Origin of the sequence: Pyxidicoccus xibeiensis, from assembly GCF_024198175.1 — a bacterium.
Lineage (GTDB): Bacteria > Myxococcota > Myxococcia > Myxococcales > Myxococcaceae > Myxococcus > Myxococcus xibeiensis.
Genome location: NZ_JAJVKV010000006.1, coordinates 502,320 through 521,426 on the forward strand (window position 1 = coordinate 502,320; position 19,107 = coordinate 521,426).

Annotated in this window: 13 protein-coding genes; 8 read left to right on the forward strand and 5 right to left on the reverse strand. The window is 71.3% G+C overall.

The features are described 5' to 3' along the window. Positions 1 to 4 precede the first annotated feature (4 nt). Positions 5 to 976 (reverse strand): homoserine kinase, encoded by a 972-nt coding sequence (locus tag LXT23_RS28855; protein ID WP_253983537.1) that lies wholly within the window; start codon positions 974 to 976, stop codon positions 5 to 7. A 190-nt stretch (positions 977 to 1,166) separates the two neighbouring features. On the opposite strand from LXT23_RS28855, the gene LXT23_RS28860 reads away from it, so the two are divergent. Then, complete coding sequence (locus LXT23_RS28860) at positions 1,167 to 2,273, forward strand: ATP-binding protein (RefSeq protein WP_253983538.1); 1,107 nt, start codon at positions 1,167 to 1,169, stop codon at positions 2,271 to 2,273. 33 nt (positions 2,274 to 2,306) lie between these two features. Here the strand turns inward: LXT23_RS28860 and LXT23_RS28865 are convergent, their stop codons facing one another. Then, positions 2,307 to 3,914, reverse strand: a complete 1,608-nt coding sequence (locus tag LXT23_RS28865; RefSeq protein ID WP_253983539.1) for a sensor histidine kinase — start codon at positions 3,912 to 3,914, stop codon at positions 2,307 to 2,309. A gap of 343 nt (positions 3,915 to 4,257) precedes the next feature. On the opposite strand from LXT23_RS28865, the gene LXT23_RS28870 reads away from it, so the two are divergent. Then, on the forward strand, positions 4,258 to 6,663 hold the full coding sequence (locus tag LXT23_RS28870) for a PAS domain-containing protein (RefSeq protein WP_253983540.1): 2,406 nt from the start codon (positions 4,258 to 4,260) through the stop codon (positions 6,661 to 6,663). A gap of 132 nt (positions 6,664 to 6,795) precedes the next feature. Beyond that, positions 6,796 to 8,376: a tetratricopeptide repeat protein gene (locus LXT23_RS28875; RefSeq protein WP_253983541.1), complete on the forward strand. Its 1,581-nt coding sequence runs from the start codon at positions 6,796 to 6,798 to the stop codon at positions 8,374 to 8,376. 17 nt (positions 8,377 to 8,393) lie between these two features. Here LXT23_RS28875 and LXT23_RS28880 read toward each other — a convergent pair whose 3' ends face one another. The 3 genes from LXT23_RS28880 to LXT23_RS28890 are packed head-to-tail and all read right to left on the reverse strand — an operon-like array spanning position 8,394 to position 12,412. Beyond that, complete coding sequence (locus tag LXT23_RS28880) at positions 8,394 to 8,891, reverse strand: hypothetical protein (RefSeq protein ID WP_253983542.1); 498 nt, start codon at positions 8,889 to 8,891, stop codon at positions 8,394 to 8,396. Positions 8,892 to 8,895: 4 nt separating this feature from the next. Then, a complete protein-coding gene (locus LXT23_RS28885; RefSeq protein WP_253983543.1) occupies positions 8,896 to 10,227 on the reverse strand; it encodes a cyclic nucleotide-binding domain-containing protein in 1,332 nt (443 codons plus the stop codon). Positions 10,228 to 10,273: 46 nt separating this feature from the next. Then, complete coding sequence (locus tag LXT23_RS28890; RefSeq protein WP_253983544.1) at positions 10,274 to 12,412, reverse strand: FHA domain-containing protein; 2,139 nt, start codon at positions 12,410 to 12,412, stop codon at positions 10,274 to 10,276. A gap of 189 nt (positions 12,413 to 12,601) precedes the next feature. Between LXT23_RS28890 and LXT23_RS28895 the strand changes: the two genes are divergently transcribed. From LXT23_RS28895 to gspC, 5 genes are all read left to right on the forward strand, one after another. Further along, positions 12,602 to 14,083, forward strand: a complete 1,482-nt coding sequence (locus tag LXT23_RS28895) for a TldD/PmbA family protein (protein WP_253983545.1) — start codon at positions 12,602 to 12,604, stop codon at positions 14,081 to 14,083. 13 nt (positions 14,084 to 14,096) lie between these two features. Then, positions 14,097 to 15,443 (forward strand): TldD/PmbA family protein, encoded by a 1,347-nt coding sequence (locus LXT23_RS28900; RefSeq protein ID WP_323379091.1) that lies wholly within the window; start codon positions 14,097 to 14,099, stop codon positions 15,441 to 15,443. 94 nt (positions 15,444 to 15,537) lie between these two features. Continuing rightward, on the forward strand, positions 15,538 to 16,545 hold the full coding sequence (locus LXT23_RS28905; RefSeq protein ID WP_253983547.1) for a ParB N-terminal domain-containing protein: 1,008 nt from the start codon (positions 15,538 to 15,540) through the stop codon (positions 16,543 to 16,545). A gap of 49 nt (positions 16,546 to 16,594) precedes the next feature. Further along, positions 16,595 to 18,001 carry a sigma-54-dependent transcriptional regulator gene (locus tag LXT23_RS28910; protein ID WP_253983548.1) on the forward strand — a complete coding sequence of 469 codons (1,407 nt, stop codon included), beginning with the start codon at positions 16,595 to 16,597 and terminating at the stop codon, positions 17,999 to 18,001. Positions 18,002 to 18,195: 194 nt separating this feature from the next. Continuing rightward, positions 18,196 to 19,104, forward strand: coding sequence for a type II secretion system protein GspC (gene gspC / locus LXT23_RS28915; protein WP_253983549.1), 909 nt, complete (start codon positions 18,196 to 18,198; stop codon positions 19,102 to 19,104). Positions 19,105 to 19,107: the final 3 nt, after the last annotated feature.

Consider the following 19,107-nt stretch of genomic DNA (forward strand, 5'->3'; position numbering starts at 1 on the left):
CGCCTCACAGTCCGAGCAGCGTGGCCAGTCCCTCGGGCCCCATGGCGGCCAGCTTCCGAGCGCGCGTGAGGTACGTGCGGTAGTCCTTGCGCACCAGCTTGTCCGCCGGCAGCGGGGACAGGTGGTAGTCGCGGATGCGGCTGGCCGTGAAGCGCACCGCGCCGTAGAGCGCGTGGCCGAAGAGGTTGGCGCGCTCCACGGGCGCCAGGGGCCGCACGTCCTGGTAGCCGCGCACGAAGGCCCGGCACCGCTCCGGCAGGTACTCGCCGCCGTCGAAGCACCAGGCGTTGAGCGTAATCGCCACGTCCAGGCCGTACGCCTCGCGGCACGCCATCTCGAAGTCGAAGAAGGCCCCCACGCGGTCGCCCAGCCACTTCACGTTGTCCATGAAGAGGTCCGCGTGGATGACGCCCCGGGGCTCCAGCCCCTGCCGGACGGCCTCGGACTTCTCCAGGTAGCGCTCCAGCTCACCGGCCACGGCGGCCAGCTCCGCGTCCGGGTGCCGGGCCAGGCCCGCGAGCCACCCGCGCACCGTGTCCGGGCCGTAGGGGTTGTCGCGCGAGCCGGAGAACGACTGCGTGTCGCGGTGCAGCTTGCCCAGCTCCGTGCCCAGCCGCTCCAGGTGGTCCGCGGTGAGCTGCGGGTGGCGCAGCTCCTCGCCCGGCAGCCAGCGGAAGACGCTGACGCGCCCGCCCTCCAGCTCCAGGAAGGGGTCGCCCGCTCCCGTGGGCAGCAGCACCGGCCCGGGGAAGTGGTACGCCGCCAGGTGGGCCAGCAGGGAGGCCTCGAAGCGCAGGTCGTCCGCGGAGCGCACGGTGGTGTGGCGCATGAAGTAGCGCCCGCCCTGCGTCTCCAGCCGGTGGTTGGTGTTGATGGACCCCTGCGGAATGGGCGTCACCTCCCGCACCGGACCCAGCCCATACGCTTCCGCGACCCGGGCGAACGCCTCGGGCGGCAGCGCCGTGTGTACCGCCATTGCGCGCACCTCCGGGGCCAGTATGCACCAGCTCGCCTGGAGGCTGAGCGTCACGCACACGGAGGCGGCAGTGTCCTCCGCAAGGAGGGGCCGCGCAGGTCACATGGACACTGCCCCTCCGAGCGGGTATCCAGGTGGACCGCCTCTGGATGCTCAACCTCCCCTCAGGTGGCACTACGCAGGAGGCCCCATGGCGAGCCAGAACAAGAAGCCGCAACCCGAGCGCGCCCACACGGACGAAGGCCTGCGCCAGGAGCGGCAGAAGGCGGATCTCGAGTACGAGCAGGCCCAGAGCGAGATTGAGAAGAACTCGGATGAAGCCATCATCAAGGCCCGGGACAGGGCGGATGAGGTCCTCCAGGCCGCCCGCGACAACGCGGATGCGAAGCTGAAGCGTGATGCGACGCCCACGACCCGGGAGACCCTCACCCAGGAACGGGCGGAAGAGGACGCGGCCCTGCAGGGAGAGCGCGAGACGGCGGACGCCGAGCTCCAGGACGAGCGCGAGGAGCGCCAGCGCGCCCTGGACGCCCTCCTCCACATGGAGCGCGGGGAGACCGACCTGCGGCTGCTGCTGGAGCGGGCGCACGCCGATACCGGGCTGGCGACGCGGGACGAGTTCATGGGCATGGTCAGCCACGACCTGCGCACGCTCCTCGGGGGCATCGCGCTGCAGGCGGCCCTGCTCAAGCGGAACTCCGCGGAGGACGTGGTGGGCAGGAGGACCGCGCTGGCCGCCGACAAGATTCAACGCTTCACGGCGCGGATGAACCGGCTGATTGGAGACCTGGTGGACGTGGCCAGCATCGAGGAGGGCCGGCTCCGGGTCGCCCCCGAGCTGCAGGATGCGACCGCGCTCGTGCGGGAGTCCGTCGAGGCCTTCCAGCCCCTCGCCGCCGCCCAGGGCCTCCTGCTCGACGTGGAGCTGCGCGGGAACACGCTGATGGCGAAGTTCGACCATGAGCGCATCCTCCAGGTGCTCGCGAACCTGCTGACCAATGCCATCAAGTTCACCGCCGAGGGAGGCAGGATTTCGCTCGTGGTGGAGCCCGTGGGACAGGAGGTCCGCTTCTCCGTGACGGACACCGGCACCGGAATCCCCAGCCATCAACTGCAGAGCGTGTTCGAGCGCTTCTGGCAGGCGCGTGGCGAGGACCGGCGAGGCCTGGGGCTCGGGCTCTTCATCGCCAAGGGCATCGTCGAGGCCCATGGCGGACGGCTCTGGGCGGACAGCGAGCCGGGCAAGGGCAGCACCTTCTTCTTCACGCTTCCGGCGGCGCCCGCCGCGTCGACCTGACGGGGCCGCGGGGACACGCGCCCCTGGAGCGCTTCAAGGCCGGCGCTCCGGGGGGCCTGGGAGACGGCGGGGAAGGCGCACGGTGAAGGTGGTGCCCTCCGCCCCGGTGGACCGGACGTCGACGGTTCCGCCGTGCGCCTGGACGATGTGCCGCACGATGAAGAGGCCCAGGCCGATGCTCCGGCCCGTCTGACTCACCAGCTCGCTGCCTCGCTCCAGCGGCTCGAAGATGCGCGGCAGCAGGTCGGGGGAAATGGGCCTGCCGTGGTTGTGCACCTCCAGCGTCGCGGTATCCCCTTCCGCCTGCGTGGTCACCCGCACCGGCAGGTCCTGTGGACCGTACTGGAGGGCATTGCCCACCAGGTTCGCGACGACCTGCGCCAACCGGTCCGGGTCCCACTCACCGTCACCGTCGCCCGCCCGCACGACTTCGATGCGCGCCCCCGGCTGCATGGCCTGCGCTTCCTCCACGACAGTCTGGGCCAGCTCGTGCAGGTGTGTCAGCTGACGTTGGATGGGGAGGCCACTGCCATGCCTGGCGCGCGTGAAGTCCAGCAGGTCGCCAATCATCCTCGTGGCACGCTCGGCGGAGAGGCAGATGCGGCTGAGCCCTCGCTGCTCCCGCTCACCGGTGACCTGCCGCTTCAGCAGCGTGGCGGTGAGGTTGATGGCCGCCAGGGGGGTGCGCAAGTCGTGACTGACGATGCCAATCAGCTGCTGCTCGAACTGGTGGCTCGCGCGCAGGGCCGCCTCGCTGCGCTTGCGCTCCGTGACATCCTGCACGAGCGACACGTAGCCGCGCAGCGTCCCGTCCGGCCCGTGGTAGGGCACGTGCGTGCCATGGATGTAGCCACTGCGGCCACCACCGAAGATGAAAGGCACCTCGTACTCCACCACCTCCCCGGCGCGTGCACGCTCGAGCATCGGACCGAGCTGACGGGAGTTCTCCGCTCCGAAGACCTCGTGCACCGGGCGGCCCCGGAGGTCCCCCACCGGGACGCCGAACCAGGCGGCGTAGGCCTGGTTGTTGATGACGTAGCGCCCCTCGGTGTCCACGAAGTTGATGAGCGAGGGGATGGTGTCGAGCACCAGCTGCAGCCGCGCCCGGCTGTCCTGCAGGGCCTCCGTGGCCTCCTGCACGTCGGACAGGGCGCCCTCGGCGAGCGCACGAGCGGCCCGGGCATCGGCCAGCGCCCGTCGGGCCTCCGCCTCCCTGAGGCGCAGCGCCCCCTCGCGCTCGCGCAGTGAATCGGCCTGGGTGCGCACGCGCACCAGCGTGCGCACCCGTGCGAGCAGCTCCACGTCGTTGTAGGGCTTGGGGACGAAGTCGTTGGCGCCTGCCAGGAGGGCCGCCTCCAGGTCCTCGCGCTCGGTGCTCGCCGTCAGGACGAGGATGGGCAGGGACACCTCGTCGAAGCGCTCGCGCAGGAAGGCGAGGGCCTCCCTTCCGGAGATGCCCGGCAGGTGCCAGTCGAGCAGGAGGACATGGGGCAGGAGTGCATTCTGGGAGACCCGCTCCAGCAGGGGGCCCACATCGTGGAACACCTCCACCGCGTAATCGGCTGCGAGGAGCGCGTGGGTGCGCCGGGCATCGAGCGAGCTGTCGTCGATGAGCCATACCCCGGGCCTGTAAGGCGTCACGGCTCGCCTGTCGTCCGGCCCCTGTGGGTCGCACTCGGGGCTCGGAGAATCAAGCGAGGGAGTTTGCATTGAAGAGACACCTTAAGGGGGACGAGCCCTGACTGCTTGCGGCATCTGGAAATTCGGGCCGAGCGCTCCGTGTGCACGCCGCCCCACCTCCCGTCGGCCGGCAGACATTCGCGAGGCGACCGTTACGCCGCGGGAGCGGGACGGCCAGGGTCTCCCGAGCTCCCTGCGTTGGCGTGCCTGGATGCGAAGCAGGCGAGGCGGCATCCACGAGATGACGTGCCCCGAAGACGGTGGTTGCTTCACGTTGGGGACTCTCTAGGTTGCGGCACGCCCCATGTCCCACCCCGAGTCCAGCACGTCCCAGCTCCCGAGCCTCGCGGACTTCCTGCGCGACGAGCGCGAGGACATCGTCCGGGACTTCCTCGCGCTCGACCGGAGGACCCTCGCCTCCGCCCGACGCGTGGTGGAGCAGGAGGACCTGAAGGCGCTGCTCGACCACATCCCGGACGTGCTCGACACCATCGAAGCGGCCGCCCGGGCGACGGAGGCCGGGGCTCCGGACGTCCCCCCTCTCCGCCACGATGCGCGCCGGCATGCCCTGCACCGGCTGCACCAGCACTTCACCCTCGATGAGCTGGCGCGGGAGTACAGCCTGCTGCGCGGCGTGCTGCTCACCCGGCTCGGCCCGCGCGCCGGAGCCCTGTCCACCCGGGAGCGGATGCTGCTCCACGAGTCCATCGACGAGGCCGTGCTCGTGGCGGTGAAGGCCTATACCGAGCGCGACACCGCGCGGCTGAAGTCGGAGCAGCAGCTGCGCTCCACGGTGCTGGAGCAGCTTCCCTCCGCCGTGCTCATCGTCGAAGCCCCTGGCGGCAGGCTCCTCTACACCAACCCCCAGGTGGCCCGCATGCTGCGCGCCCCACCGCCTTCCGTCGGTGGCATCGGCGAGTACCACCGGTACCGCGGCTTCCATCTGGACGGGCGTCCGCTGAAGGACGAGGAGTGGCCCATCGCCCGCTCCATCCAGCAGGGCGAGCTGGTGGAGGGAGAGGAGCTGCGGATGGAGCGCGGGGACGGCACGCGCGGCACCTTCTCCGTCTCCTCCACGCCCATCCGCGACGAGGCCGGGAACATCACCTCCGGCGTGGCCATCCTGTCCGACATCACCGCGCGCAAGGAGGCTGAGGAGGCCCTGGAACGCGCGCTCGCCCAGGCGCGGCGCACCCAGGCCGAGCTGCAGCAGGCCCGTGCCGAGGCGGAGCTGGAGCGCACGCGCCTGCACAGCCTCTTCCTCCAGGCGCCCGTGGCCTTCGCCATCCTCCGGGGGCCCCGGTACGTCATCGAGCTGGCCAACCCCCTGGTGTGCCGCTTCTGGGGCCGCGGGCATGAGCAGCTCATCGGCCGGCCGCTCTTCGACGCGCTGCCCGAGGTGGTGGGCCAGGGCATCCAGGAGCTCCTCGACGGCGTCATGGCCACGGGCACGCCCTACGTGGGCGCCGGCCTGCACGTGCGGCTGGCCAAGGCCGAGGGCGGCGCCCTGGAGGATGGGTACTTCAACGTCGTCTACGAGCCGCTTCGGGACACCGGGGGCCGCGTCGAGGGCATCATCGTCGTCGCCACGGACGTCACGGAGAACGTGGCGGCCCGCAAGCGGATGGAGTCCCTGGCCCAGGCGCTGCACGACAGCCAGGAGCGGCTCCGGCTCGTCACCGATGCCATCCCCTACCTCGTCTCCTTCGTCGACACCGAGGAGCGCTACCAGCTCAACAACAAGACCTATGAGCGCTGGTTCAGCCGAACGCCCGAGGGACTGCACGGCGTCACGGTGCGCGAGCGCAGCGGCGAGGCGAACTATGCCCGCGTCCAGGGCCCCATCCGGCGCGCGCTCCAGGGCGAGTACGTGACGTTCGAGACGCCCTACACCTACCCGGGCAATCGCGAGGGCTTCCTCGAGGCCACGTTCATCCCGCAGCGCGCGCCCGACGGGCAGGTGGTCGGCTTCGTGGCGGTGGCCATGGACATCTCCGAGCGCAAGCGCCTGGAGGCGGAGCAGCGCCAGCGCGCCGAGTTCGAGCAGCAGCTCATCGGCATCGTCAGCCACGACCTGCGCAACCCCATCAGCGCCATCGCCATGTCCGCGGGCGGGCTCCTGCGGCGGCAGGGGCTGGACGAGCGCACCCTGGGAGGCATCACCCGCATCCTCGGGTCCGCGGACCGCGCCAACCGGATGATCCGCGACCTGCTCGACTTCACCCAGGCGCGCCTGGGCGGCGGCATCCCCCTGGAGCGCAAGCCCGGGGACCTCCACGAGCTCACCCGGCAGGTGGTGGAGGAGGTGCGGCTGGGCGCCCCCGAGCGTGAAATCCTCCTGGAGCACGCGGGCGACGCACGGGGGGAGTGGGACGCGGACCGGCTGGCCCAGGTGGTGACGAACCTGGTGGGCAACGCGCTGGCCTACAGCCCGCCGGACACGCCCGTCCGGGTGCGCACCGCGCAGGTGGAGGGCGAGGTCGTCCTCTCCGTCCACAACCAGGGCGAGCCGATTGCCCCGGAGCTGCTGCCCCGCATCTTCGAGCCCCTCCAGCGCGCGGTGCCCCGGGCCATCCATGCCACGCGCAGCATCGGCCTGGGCCTCTTCATCGTGCGCGAAATCGTCCGGGGCCACGGCGGCCGCATCGAGGTGCGGTCCACCCGGGACGCGGGCACGACGTTCTCCGTCTTCCTCCCCCACGCGGGCTGAGGTGGGAGGGACGCGGCGGCCCCCCTACCGTTGACACCCCGGGGGGGCATCCCTATCTGTGCGCGGCCCCTATACTCAGCAAGCGGGCGCAATCGTTCACAACCCATCGATTCCAGCGCGGGAGACAGGGCCATGGCCACCGAAGGGCGCGGGGACTGGAAGCGGCGAGAGAGCCTGAAGAGCGCGCTGGTGCAGGTAGGCGTGGTGGCCGTGCTCCTCGTGGGCGCGGTGGCCTGGTTCGTCCACCGGGGCGGTGTGCGCAAGCAGACCGAGGAGCGCATGCACGCGGCCCGCCTGGCCTCCCAGCGCGGCAACCCCGCCGACCTGGCGCAGGCCATGAAGGAGCTGGAGGCCGTCTTCCAGCTCAACGACAAGTCCCGGGACGCCCAGGCCCTGGCCGCCGACATCCAGACGATGCTGTGGCTGGAGCACCGCCAGCCCGGCGCGGACGCCAAGGCCCGCGAGTTCCTCACCCGCGCCGAGGCCCTGGAGTCCCGCTCCGGTGAGCGCTACGGCGCGCGCGCCCTGCACATGCTCGCGGAGGGCAAGGCCGCCGAGGCGGAGAAGTACCTCGAGGAGCTGCGCTCGCAGGGCGCCAGCAGCCCGAAGCTGACGCTGGCCCTGGCCATGGCGCTCCAGGCACGAGGCGACCTGCCCGGCGCGCGGCAGGCCTTTGCCCGCGCCGCGGAGACGGCCTGGAAGGACCCGCGCTTCACCACCGCCTTTGGCGAGGCCCTGCTGGACGAGGGCCAGTACGGCCCCGCCGTGGAGGCCTTCGGCAAGGCCACCTCCGTCAACCCGGACCACCTGCTGGCCCGCGTCTCCGCGGCGCTGGCGCACACGTACCAGGGGCGCAAGACGGAGGAGGCCCAGAAGGTGCTCGCGGAGGTGCAGGGCCGGGGCGCCGAGCTGACGCCCGTGCTGAAGGCCCGGGCCGGCGCGCTGAAGGCGGAGCTGGCGCTGGCGCGCGGCGCTCCGGACGAGGCGCTCCAGGCGGCGGACGAGGCGCTGAAGGCCTGGGCGGATGACCACTACGCCCTCTTCGCCCGCGCCCGCGCGCTGGCGGTGAAGAAGGCCCCGGACGCGCGCGCCGCCTTCGAGGCCGCGGTGGCGAAGCGGCGCAACGCCCCCCTGCTCTACCTGGACGGCGCGCGCGCGCTGCAGGGCGCGGGGGATGGCGCCGGCGCGCTGGCGCTGCTGGACGCGTACGAGGCGACGTTCGGCCCCGTGCAGGTGACGCTGGCCGACGGGAAGAAGGCCGGCCAGCTGGAGCAGGACGGCCGCTACTGGCTGGCGCGCGGCGGCGTGCTGGAGGCGGCGGGCCGCCAGGACGACGCCCTGGCCGCGTACGACAAGGCCATCACCGCGCGAGGCGTGGGGCTGGCCCGCGCCCAGTACGCCAAGGGCGCGCTGCTGCTGGCCCGCAAGGACTATGCGAATGCCCGGGCGCTGCTCGCCTCGGTGGCCCCGGACTCCGGCGCGGGCGCGCTGGCGGAGGCCTACACCGCCATGGGCGACCTGCTCTTCGCCCAGAGCGAGTACGCCGCCGGCTGCCAGCACTACTACTTCGGCCTCGCCCGCGCCCGCGCGCAGGGCACGCCCCGCGAGGAGCTGGCCGCGCGCATCGACGGCATCAAGAAGAACCTGGAGTCCGCCGGCCAGGGCTCCATGGCCAGGGCGTGGGTGACGGAGACGGGCGCCCTGCTCCAGTAGGGCCCGCACCGCCCCCGCTACAGGAGGTCCGTCGGGTTCAGCGGGCGCTGCTTTGCGCGCACCACGCGCCACTCGCCGTCCGCTTCCTTCTCGAAGGTGCCTTCAATCAGGTAGGCGTTCAGCACGCTGTCGGCGGCCAGGTCCCGCACGTTCTCCGCCTCCGAGCGGCCGAAGATGAAGCGGGCCTGGAAGTCGCCCTGCGTGGGGGACACCTCGCGGACCTCCAGGTTCGTCATGAAGACGCGGACCCACTGGCCGCGCAGCACCTGGCCCAGCAGCACGCCGCGCACCTGCTTCTTGTCCCAGCCGCCGCCGTCGCTGCGGAAGCGCTCGGAGACGTGCTCCATCACCCCGCCCACGTCCTTCGCTTCCGCGGCGCGGGTGATGGCGATGACCCGGCGGGTGATGGCCTCCTGGACGCCGGGCTCCGGGCGCGGCCAGAAGAACAGCACCGCGCCCGCGGCCAGCAGCGCCAGACCCACTCCCACCACCCGCGAGCGAGACAGCATCAGCATCTCCTCAGGCCGCCTCGGGCTCGAGCACCAGCTCGTCCGCGTCGATGATTTCGGCGGGCCGCAGCGCCTCGCCAATCTGCTTCAGCCGCCGGTCCGACAGCTGCTCCAGGTACGTGCGGATGTGCGGGAAGCCCTTCACCAGCTCCTGGAAGGCCGCGCGCTCCAGGAAGGCCGCCGCCGTCTTGCGCGTGGCCACCACCGTGGCCGACGCGCGCAGGCCCGTCAGCAGCGAAATCTCGCCCGCCACGTCGCCCTCGCGCAGCACGCCCAGCGTCACCTGCCCGCCCGCCGGGTCCTCCTTCTGCACCACCAGCTCTCCGGCCAGCACCAGGAACAGGCCCGGCGAGTGCTCGCCCTCCACCAGGACCTTCTCGCGCCCCTGGAGCGCACGGAAGGTGAAGCGCTGCAGCATCGCGCCCCGCTCCGACTCCGGCAGCGTCTGGAACATGGGCGAGGTGGCCATGAGGTTTCGCGCCATGCGCTGCTGCGCGAAGTCCGCCAGCACCTGCGGCACCGCCGGGTGGTTCTTCGCCACCGCGTTGAGGTGCTCGCGGCGAATCTCGAATACCTCCGTGTCCGAGACGGCGGTCACCGTCGCCGTGGGGGGAGCGCCCGTCAGCAGGGCAATCTCCCCGAAGATGGAGCCGCCGCCGAGGAAGCCCAGCGTCTTGGCCTCGCCATCCATCTGCCGCGTCACCTCCGCCTTGCCCGCGACGAGCACGTACAGGTGGTCCGCCGGCTCGCCCTCGCGGCTCACCACCTCTTCCGGCTTCACCCGGCGCCACGCCATGCGTCCCACCAGGTCCAGGAAGGCGTCCCGGTCCAGCTCCGCGAACAGCGGCAGCGGCGGGCGGCTGTTCGGGTCCGCCGAGCCCCCCGGGTCCGTCGCGGCCAGCACCTCGATGGCGCGGTTGGACAGCTCCTCGCCCTGCAGCCCCATCAGGTCCGTGTCCACCTTGCCGTCGTAGAGGACCTCCGGCGGCAGCGGGGGCGGCACCGCGGCGCGGCCCGGCGCGTTGCGCACCGCGCGCGCGTGCAGCCGCATCAGCGTGTCCTTCAGCCGCCGCTCGTTGGGCGCCAGGTCCAGCGCCAGCTTGCACGCGGCCATGGCGGACAGGAGGTAGTCGCGGCGCAGCAGGCCCTCCGCGCACGCATGGTACGCCGTGACGGCGCGCTCGCGCTCGCCCAGCTCCGCCAGGGAGCGGGCCGCCATCATCCGTGAGCGGTGGTCCGCGGGAACCCGGCGCACCGCCTCCGCGAACACGGCGAGGGCGCGCTCGAACTGGCGCTCCTCGATGAGGTCCATCCCGAGCTCACGCAGCGACGACTCGCTCATCCCATCTCTCCAAAGACCAAGACCTTCGTTGTTTGCGAGCCACCGCTCACGGCTGGAGCTCGCTCAGGAACACTTCCGCCTTGCGCTTCACTTCGGAGCCCTCGGAGGCGGACTCGATGATGATCTTGAACTTCTCGGCCGCCGCCTGCGGGTCCCTGTCGCGCTGGATATAGGCCTGGAGGTACAGCTCCTCGACCTTTTTCTGCAGCGTCTCCAGCCCGTCGCGCGCGCGGCCGTCGCCGGGGTTGAGGCGCAGGGCCTCGCGGAAGTTGGAGCCCGCGGCCGCCAGGCTGCCCTTCTTGAGGGCCGCCTGCCCCGCCGCCACGGACGAGGAGGCGAGCTGCTCGTCGAGGGTGTTGCCCAGCGAGCCCCGGAAGCCAATCTTCCGGTACAGCTCCGCCGCCAGGCGCAGGGGCTTGGCCGCCGCCTCCAGGGCGTTGGAGTCCATCTTCTTCTGGCCGTCCGCCAGGTTGCGCTCGAACTGGGGGATGAGGCGCTTGAGGGTCATGGCCCTGTCCCGCACCTCCTTGTCCCCCTTGTGCTTGTCCACCACCCGGTCGCACTCGAGGATGGCGCGCTGGTACTCGCCGCCGTTGAAGCGCCGCTCCACGTCGACGAAGGCCTCCTCCATGAACTGCTGGCGCTTCTCCTTGGCGGCCTGGGCGGCCCGCTCGCGCTGGCTGCGGCTGCGGCGGGCGTCGTCCGCGGACTCCTTCGCGAGCTCCGCCTCCAGGTCCGCCAGCTTCGTCTCGAAGGCGGGGCGGTTCACCGCCGGCAGCTTGTCCAGCAGCGGGCGCACCGCCTCCGGGTCCCTGGTGGCCAGCGCCTCCTCCACCTGCTGGATGCGCCAGAGCACGTCCTTCTCCTCCAGCTCCGCCTCCAGCTTGCGGCGCACGTCGTCCGTCTTCGCCGTGCCCTGCGGGGTGTCCGTCAGCTTCGCGCGGGCCTCGTCGAACTTCTTCTCGTCCATGAGGGCGCGCACGGCCTGGAACGCGTCCAGCACCTCCTGCTGCTTCTTCGCGCCCCGGGCCAGGCCCTCCTCGTCGATGCCCGGCCGCAGCTTCTCCGCCTCTTCCACCAGGCGCACCGCGTTGGCGAAGTCGTCCGCGCGCACGGCCTCGCGCGCCTTCTGCATCAAGAGCTTCGCCCGCTCGACGGCCGGGTCCGGCGGCGGAGGGGGCGGCGGCCCCTTGGGCAGCAGCAGGAGCCCCGCCACCAGCAGCACCACCACGCCGCCCGCCACGCCCACCAGCAGCTTCTGCTTGCTGTTCATCCCGCCCTGGACGGAGCTGCGCGTGGGGGGACGCGGGCGCGGAATCGCCACCGCGCCCTTGCCCTTGCTCACGCCCTTGCCCTTCCCCTTCGCCTCGTCGCGGAGCAGGTCGGGCAGCTTGTAGTTGGCGTTGGTGGCCTCGTTGAAGCGGGGGTCGTTCGGGTCCACCTCGCTGCCGCGCGCGACGGACGTGGACTTGCGCTTCTCCTCCGCCTCCTTGGCGGCCTCCTCGCGCTCGCGCTTCTCCTCGGCCTCGCGGGCCTCGGCCTGCTCGCGCAGCTCCTTGAGCTGCTCCGCCTCGTCCACGAAGCGCAGGCGCGTCTTGCCCAGCGACAGCTCGTCCCCGTGCTTGAGCACGCACTCGTCCACGCGCTGGTCGTTGACCTGGGTGCCGGCCACGCTGCCCAAGTCACGCATCACCACCCCGCCCTCGCCGTAGACGAGCTCCAGGTGGCGGCGGGACACCGACTGGTCCTCCAGCACGAAGTCGCAGTCCTTGTTGCGGCCGATGACCATCCGCACGCTCTGGAAGCGCTTCTTGCGGCCCCGGTCCGGCCCCGCCAGCACCAGCATCTGCACCGGCGGCCCGGCGCGGGTGGCGTCCGGGTTGTCGTCCTCGTCCTGGCGCGGGCGCTCCTCCTCCACCTCCCGCATGGCCGCCACCCGCGTCTCGTCCGTGCGCGAGCGCGGCGCCCCGCTCGCGTCACCGTAGAGCTCGGGGTTGGCGGGGCCGTCCTCCGGGTAGCCCTCCTCCCCGGAGAGCGGGGCGGAGAAGTCCTCGTCCTCGGACGAGGGCGCGCCAGGGGCGGGCCGGCGCCGGGCCGGAGGCTTCGCATTTTCGGAATCCGCCCCCGCGCCACCGCCGGAACGGCCGGCGCCAGCGCGAGAGGAGGGTGGAGGACGAGGAGGCATGGGGTGGTTTCCAGTCTCGAAACGCCCGGCATCTTAGAGCGCCGTTCCCACGGTGGGAATGCGAACAGGCCGATCAGCTTGGAAAGACCCGGGAAAGAAGGCGGGGCATTGAGCGTTGCTCCGGGCGGCGCCGCCTCCTATGTAGGTGCCCACATACCCCATCGCCCTCACCGCGGGAGTCCCCAAAACATGCCCCGAGCCACTGCGTCCCAGCGGCGCGCCCCCACCTCCCAGCTTGCCCCCCCGGTGGCCCGGCGTGCGCCCGTCACCTCGCTGCTGCCCCAGCCGCTGCTCGAGCGCCTGCTCGCCGTGGCCATGGAGCGGGGAGGTGACTTCGCCGAGGTGTACGTGGAGCGCATGGTGAGCACCGCGGTGGTGCTGGAGGAGTCGCGCATCAAGAGCGCGCAGACGGGCCTCATCCAGGGGGTGGGCGTGCGCGTCATCTCCAATGGAAGAGTGGGCTACGCCTTCTCCGACGACTGGGACGAGCCCGCGCTGCTGCGCGCCGCGTCCACCGCGGCGATGATTGCCCAGGGCGGCGGCTCCGAGCGCAGCTTCCCGGTGCGCCGCGCCGCGGTGCCCAGCCACTACCGCGTCTCCACCCCGCTGGCGGACGTGGAGGTGGCCCTCAAGGCCGACCTGCTCATGCGGGCGGACAAGGCCGCGCGCGGCTTCGACTCGCGGGTGAAGCAGGTGAATGGCACCTACGCGGACCAGACGCGCCGCATCGCCGTGGCCAACACGGAGGGGCGCTACACCGAGGACTCGCAGGACCTGTGCCGGCTCGCGGTGAGTGTCGTCGCGCAGGGGAAGAACGGCGAGCAGCGCTCCGGCATGCACGGCGGCGGCGGCCGGGTGTCCTTCAACCACTGGGACAGCTTCCCGCCCGAGGGCGTGGCGCGCGAGGCGGCGCGGCAGGCGGTGGCCACGCTGGGCGCGGTGGACTGCGCGGCGGGCCCGCAGACGGTGGTGCTGGCGCCCGGCTGGAGCGGCATCCTCCTGCACGAGGCGGTGGGGCACGGCCTGGAGGCGGACTTCATCCGCAAGGGCACCTCGCTGTTCGCCGGCAAGCTGGGTGAGAAGGTCGCCTCCGACCTGGTCACCGTCATCGACGATGGCACCGTGTCCAACGGCCGCGGCTCCATCAACATCGACGACGAGGGCAACCCCGGCGAGCGCAAGGTCCTCATCGAGAACGGCATCCTCAAGGGCTACCTCTACGACGGCCACAACGCGAAGCTGATGGGCCAGCGCACCACGGGCAGCGGGCGCCGCGAGTCCTTCAAGCACCTGCCGCTGCCGCGCATGACGAACACCTTCCTCGCCCCGGGCGACCACTCCCCCGAGGACATCCTCAAGGAGGTGAAGCGCGGCCTGTACTGCGCCACGTTCGGGGGCGGGCAGGTGGACATCACCAACGGCAACTTCGTCTTCGAGGTGAGCGAGGCGTACCAGATTGAGGACGGCAAGCTGGGCCGGCCGGTGAAGAACGCGATGCTCATCGGCGTGGGGCCGGAGGCGCTGAAGAACGTGACGCGCGTGGGGTGCGACCCCATGCCCGACCCGGGCATGGGCGTGTGCATGAAGGGCGGGCAGCGGCTGCCGGTGGGCGTGGGCCTGCCCACGCTGCGCATCGACAACGTCACCGTCGGCGGCACCAAGGTCGGCTGAGAGGATGACCCCCGTGGACTACCAGCAGCTCGCGAAGAAGATCGTCCAGCGCGCGAAGAAGAAGGGCGCCCGTCAGGCGGAGGCCTTCCTGGAGGTGGGCCGCCAGAGCAACGTGCGCGTGCAGAAGGGGCAGATTGAGGACCTCACCCAGTCCACCAGCAAGGGCGTGGGCCTGCGCGTGGTGCTCAAGGACCGGCTGGGCTTCGCCTACTCGTCGGACTTCGAGCCCTCCGGCATCGACAACCTCGTGGACATGGCGCTGAAGCTGGCCGGGGCCGCCGCGCCCGACAAGCTCAACGGCCTGCCCGGCGGCAAGGACCTGGGCCGCTTCGCGGACCCGGGCGTGCTCTTCGACCCGAAGGTGGCGGAGCTGCCCGGGGACTGGAAGATAAAGGCCGCGCTGGAGGTGGAGCGCGCGGCCCGGGCGGAGGAGTCGCGCATCATCGCCTTCAACGGCGTGGGCGCCGGGGACTTCGTCTCCGAGGTGTACGTGGCCTCCACGGAGGGGCTGTCCGGCGGCTACTCCGGCACGTACGTGTACCTCTACGCCATGCCGGTGGCGTCCGACGGCGCCAACCTCCAGATGGGCTACTGGCTGGACTACAAGCGCTTCCTGGACGACCTGGAGTCGCCGGAGTCCATCGGCCGCGAGGCGGCGCGCCGCGCGGCGCGAATGCTGGGTGCGAAGCGCGTGAAGACGCAGCAGGTGCCGGTGATCTTCGACCCGCTGGTGGCGTCGTCCTTCGTGACGAACGTCGCCGCCGCCGCCAAGGGCAACGCCGTGTACCAGAAGGCCAGCGTGCTGGCCCCGCACCAGGGCAAGCGGCTGGCGGGCGCGCACGTGACGCTGGTGGACGACGGCCTGCTGGAGCGCGGCCTCGCCACCGCCCCCTTCGACGGCGAGGGCGTGCCCACGCGGCGCACCCCCATCCTGGACAAGGGCGTGCTGTCCGGCTTCCTCTATGACGCCTTCACCGCCCGCAAGGCCAAGGCGCGCACCACCGGCAACGCCACGCGCGGCTACAGCGCCCTGCCCTCCATCGGCACCACCAACCTGTACCTGGAGCCGGGCACGAAGACGCCCCAGCAGCTGATTGGCGAGGTGGACAGCGGCCTGTACGTCACGTCGCTGCTCGGCCATGGCGCCGACCCGGTGACGGGCGCGCTGTCCTCCGGGGCCAACGGCATCTGGATCGAGAAGGGCGAGCTGGCCTACCCCGTCCAGGAGGTGACGGTGGCCGGCAACCTCCTGGGCATGCTCCAGGACCTGGACGGCCTCGGGAATGATTTGCAGTTCCGCGGGGGCTCGGTGGGGGCGCCCACTGTCCGCTTCCGGCAGCTCACCGTCTCGGGCGAGTAGCCCTACCCTCCGCGTCACCCTACCGTGGACCTACGCGCCGGCGGTGTCAGGGCCGGCGCGTACAACCCGAGCAACCCGCAGGAGGGCTCGCCCCATGGCAGCGAAGTCCGCACGCAAGACAGCCGCCGCGAAGAAGCCGACGACGGCCCGCAAGCCGCGCCGCAAGAAGGCGGAACCGAAGTCCAAGGGCCTGTCGCCGGCGGAGGTGGCCAGCGACTCGGTGGAGTACCCCACCGAGCTGCTGGAGGGCGTGCGCGAGGACGGGGGCGAGGTGCTCGGCGTCTACCGCGAGCCGCTCGGCGGCCACCCGGTGGTCTTCGCCGTGCTCCCCATCGACAAGGTGGAGCCCACCCCGTACCAGCGGGACCTGTCCGAGCCCCACGTGAAGCGGCTGGCGGGCGCCATGGAACGGCTGGACCGCTACCTGGACCCCGTCATCGCCGTGCGCAAGGACGGCCGCTACTGGACGCCCAACGGCAACCACCGCCTCAATGCCAGCAAGCTCCTGGGGGCGAAGTCCATCGTCGCCCTGGTGCTGCCGGAGGAGGACGTGGCCTATCAAATCCTCGCCCTCAACACGGAGAAGGCCCACAACCTCAAGGAGCGCTCGCTGGAGGTGGTCCGCATGTACCGGGGCCTCGTCGGCGCGGACCGGCAGGGGAAGGAGACGGCCTTCGCCCACCTCTTCGAGGAGCCATCCTTCATCACCCTGGGCGCCGCGTACGAGAAGCGCCCCCGCTTCTCCGCGGGCGCCTACCACCCCTTCGTCAAGGTGGTGGAGGACTTCCTCGAGGTGCCCCTGGCGGACGCCCTCCCCCTGCGCGAGGCCCGCGCGGACCGGCTGCTGGAGCTGGACGACGCCGTGGTGGCCGTCGTCAACACCCTCAAGGAGCGCGGCCTCCAGAGCCCCTACCTCAAGAACTTCGTCGTCGCCCGCATCAACTTCCTGCGCTTCCGCAAGAATGGCGGCAAGCCCGACTTCGACGCCACCGTGGACCGGATGCTGGCCAGCGCCCGCGCCTTCAACGTGGAGAAGGTGAAGCGCGAGGACATTGGAAGGATGGGCGGCGGGCCCGTGGAGGCGGACGAGGAGACGACGTAGGGAACGCGGCTTGCAGGTGCGCGGCCGCCTTGAGGAGCTTTCGCACGCCATGACATCCCCCACCGTCCTCGTCGTCGACGACGACCGCGCCAACCTCGACTCGGTCACCCGCATCTTCCAGCGCGAGAGCATGGCCACGCTGTCGGCCGGCAACGGCACCGAGGCGCTGGAGCTGCTGCGCCGGCCCGAGGTGGCCGTCATGGTGACGGATTTGATGATGCCCAACATGGACGGGCAGGAGCTGCTGCGCGCCGCGCGCGCCATCCGCCCGGACGTGGAGGTGGTGCTGATGACCGCCTACGGCACGGTGGAGACGGCCGTGGCGGCGATGAAGGACGGCGCCTACGACTTCATCACCAAGCCCCTCAAGCGCCACTCGCTGGTGAAGGCCGTCCAGAAGGCGCTGGAGAAGCGCTCGCTGGTGGCGGAGAACCAGTCCCTCAAGGCGAAGCTGGCGGAGATGAGCGCGGCGGGCGGGCGCGCCATGGTGGGCCAGTCCCCCGCCTTCCGCGCCATGCTGGACACCATCCGCCAGGCGGCCCCCTCCACCGCCACCGTGCTGCTGCTGGGCGAGTCCGGCACGGGCAAGGAGCTGGCCGCGCGCTCGGTGCACGAGTACTCCAACCGCGCCAAGGGGCCCTTCGTCGCCGTCAACTGCGGCGCCCTGCCGGAGAACATCCTGGAGGCGGAGCTGTTCGGCGTGGAGCGCGGCGCCTTCACCGGCGCGGTGGCCCGCCGCGAGGGCCGCTTCGAGCGCGCCAGCGGCGGCACCCTCTTCCTGGATGAAGTCGGCGAGATGCCGCTGTCCGCGCAGGTGAAGCTCCTGCGCGCGCTGGCCGAGGGGGAAATCGAGCGGCTGGGCGGCACGCAGACGGTGAAGGTGGACGTGCGGCTGGTCGCCGCCACCAACAAGGACCTCCAGAAGGAGGTGGCCGAGGGGCGCTTTCGCGAGGACCTCTACTACCGCCTCAACGTGGTGGAGATTCGCGTGCCCGCGCTGGCCTCGCGCCGCGAGGACATTCCCCTGCTGGCGGACGCCTTCCTGCGCCGCTTCGCCGCCAAGAATGCCAAGGTGCTGCGCGGCTTCTCCCAGGAGGCGCTGGGCGTGCTGGAGAACTACGCCTGGCCCGGCAACGTGCGCGAGCTGGAGCACGCCGTGGAGCGCGCGGTGGTGCTGGCCCGGGGCGAGGTGCTCGACGCCAGCGACCTGCCCGAGTCGGTGCGCAAGGGCCCACTGGGCTCGGCCGGACAGCTCGTCATTCCCATCGGCACGCCCATGGAGGAAATCGAGCGCCGGGTGATCCACGAGACGCTCCGCCACACCCGGGGCGACAAGACGCTGGCGGCCCGCCTGCTGGGAATCGCCGCGCGCACCATCTACCGCAAGCTGGAGCGCGAGCAGTCCACCGGCGAAGCCCCGGCCGGCGCCACCCCCACCGGCGACACGGACGACTGACAGGGCGTCACACGGCCCCCTGCCCCCTTTTGACAATTTGTCCGGCGGGGCTCCAGGGGCGGTTTCCCGGGCCGGGGGGTCCGCTCATTCCGGAATAATTACGCGAGCTTGGCCATTTGGGCCTGGATTGTCCGCCTGGCTCGCGGTGGCACCTGACTTGCTCAACCCCGGCCTGGCCTTCCACCGGAAGCGTGATGGAACTCTTCTTTCGAAAATACTTCTGGACCGTGAACCTGGTGTTCATCCTGCTCGTCGCGCTGCTGGCGGCGCGCACGGTGAACCTGTTCGTCGAGTCCGCCATCTCCTCGGTTCCCGCGGGGTCGGCCTCGCGCGCGCCCTCGCAGCCGCGCCGGGCGGAGACGCAGCTGGCCAGCCTGGACATGGTCCGGCTGTCGAAGCTGACGGGCATCAAGATTCCCGAGCCCGAGGTGGCGGTGCGGGAGCCGGAGACGCCGGCGATGGACCCCAACGCGCCGCCGGTGAAGAGCGGCCTGCGGGTGAAGCTGCTGGGCACCCTGGTGGCGGGCAACGCCGAGTGGTCCTTCGCGTCCATCCAGGACATGGTGACGCAGCGCTCGCAGACGTACATGGTGGGCAATGCCCTGCAGGGCGCCACCGTGGAGGAAATCGAGCGCGAGCGCGTCATCATCGTCAACAACGGCCGCCGTGAGTTCATCGACGGGCAGCCGGGGGATGGCGCCTTCACGCCGCCGCCCGCGGTGGCGCAGGCCAACACCGCCCCGCCGCCGCCCGGCAACACCAGCGGCATCCGCGCCGTCACCGACAACGAGTACGAAGTCCCGCGCGCGGAAATCGACAAGACGCTCAACAACCTGAACGACGTGGCCATGCAGGCCCGCATCGTCCCCGCGTTCAAGGACGGTCAGGCGGTGGGCTTCAAGCTCTTCTCCATCCGCCCCGACTCCATCTACTCCAAGATTGGCGTCCAGAACGGAGACGTCATCCGCCGCATCAACGGGTTCGACCTCAACAGCCCGGAGAAGGCCCTCGAGGTCTACTCGAAGATGAAGGACGCATCCCGTATCGAGATTGAGATCGAGCGCAACGGAGCGCCGATCCGCAAGTCGTACAACGTCCGTTAAACA

Coding starts and splice junctions, on each gene's coding strand:
- LXT23_RS28855 (WP_253983537.1), bottom strand. CDS start 976: ATGGCGGTACACACGGCGCTGCCGCCCGAGGCGTTCGCCCGGGTCGCG.
- LXT23_RS28860 (WP_253983538.1), top strand. CDS start 1,167: ATGGCGAGCCAGAACAAGAAGCCGCAACCCGAGCGCGCCCACACGGAC.
- LXT23_RS28870 (WP_253983540.1), top strand. CDS start 4,258: ATGTCCCACCCCGAGTCCAGCACGTCCCAGCTCCCGAGCCTCGCGGAC.
- LXT23_RS28875 (WP_253983541.1), top strand. CDS start 6,796: ATGGCCACCGAAGGGCGCGGGGACTGGAAGCGGCGAGAGAGCCTGAAG.
- LXT23_RS28880 (WP_253983542.1), bottom strand. CDS start 8,891: ATGCTGATGCTGTCTCGCTCGCGGGTGGTGGGAGTGGGTCTGGCGCTG.
- LXT23_RS28885 (WP_253983543.1), bottom strand. CDS start 10,227: ATGAGCGAGTCGTCGCTGCGTGAGCTCGGGATGGACCTCATCGAGGAG.
- LXT23_RS28890 (WP_253983544.1), bottom strand. CDS start 12,412: ATGCCTCCTCGTCCTCCACCCTCCTCTCGCGCTGGCGCCGGCCGTTCC.
- LXT23_RS28895 (WP_253983545.1), top strand. CDS start 12,602: ATGCCCCGAGCCACTGCGTCCCAGCGGCGCGCCCCCACCTCCCAGCTT.
- LXT23_RS28905 (WP_253983547.1), top strand. CDS start 15,538: ATGGCAGCGAAGTCCGCACGCAAGACAGCCGCCGCGAAGAAGCCGACG.
- LXT23_RS28910 (WP_253983548.1), top strand. CDS start 16,595: ATGACATCCCCCACCGTCCTCGTCGTCGACGACGACCGCGCCAACCTC.
- gspC (WP_253983549.1), top strand. CDS start 18,196: ATGGAACTCTTCTTTCGAAAATACTTCTGGACCGTGAACCTGGTGTTC.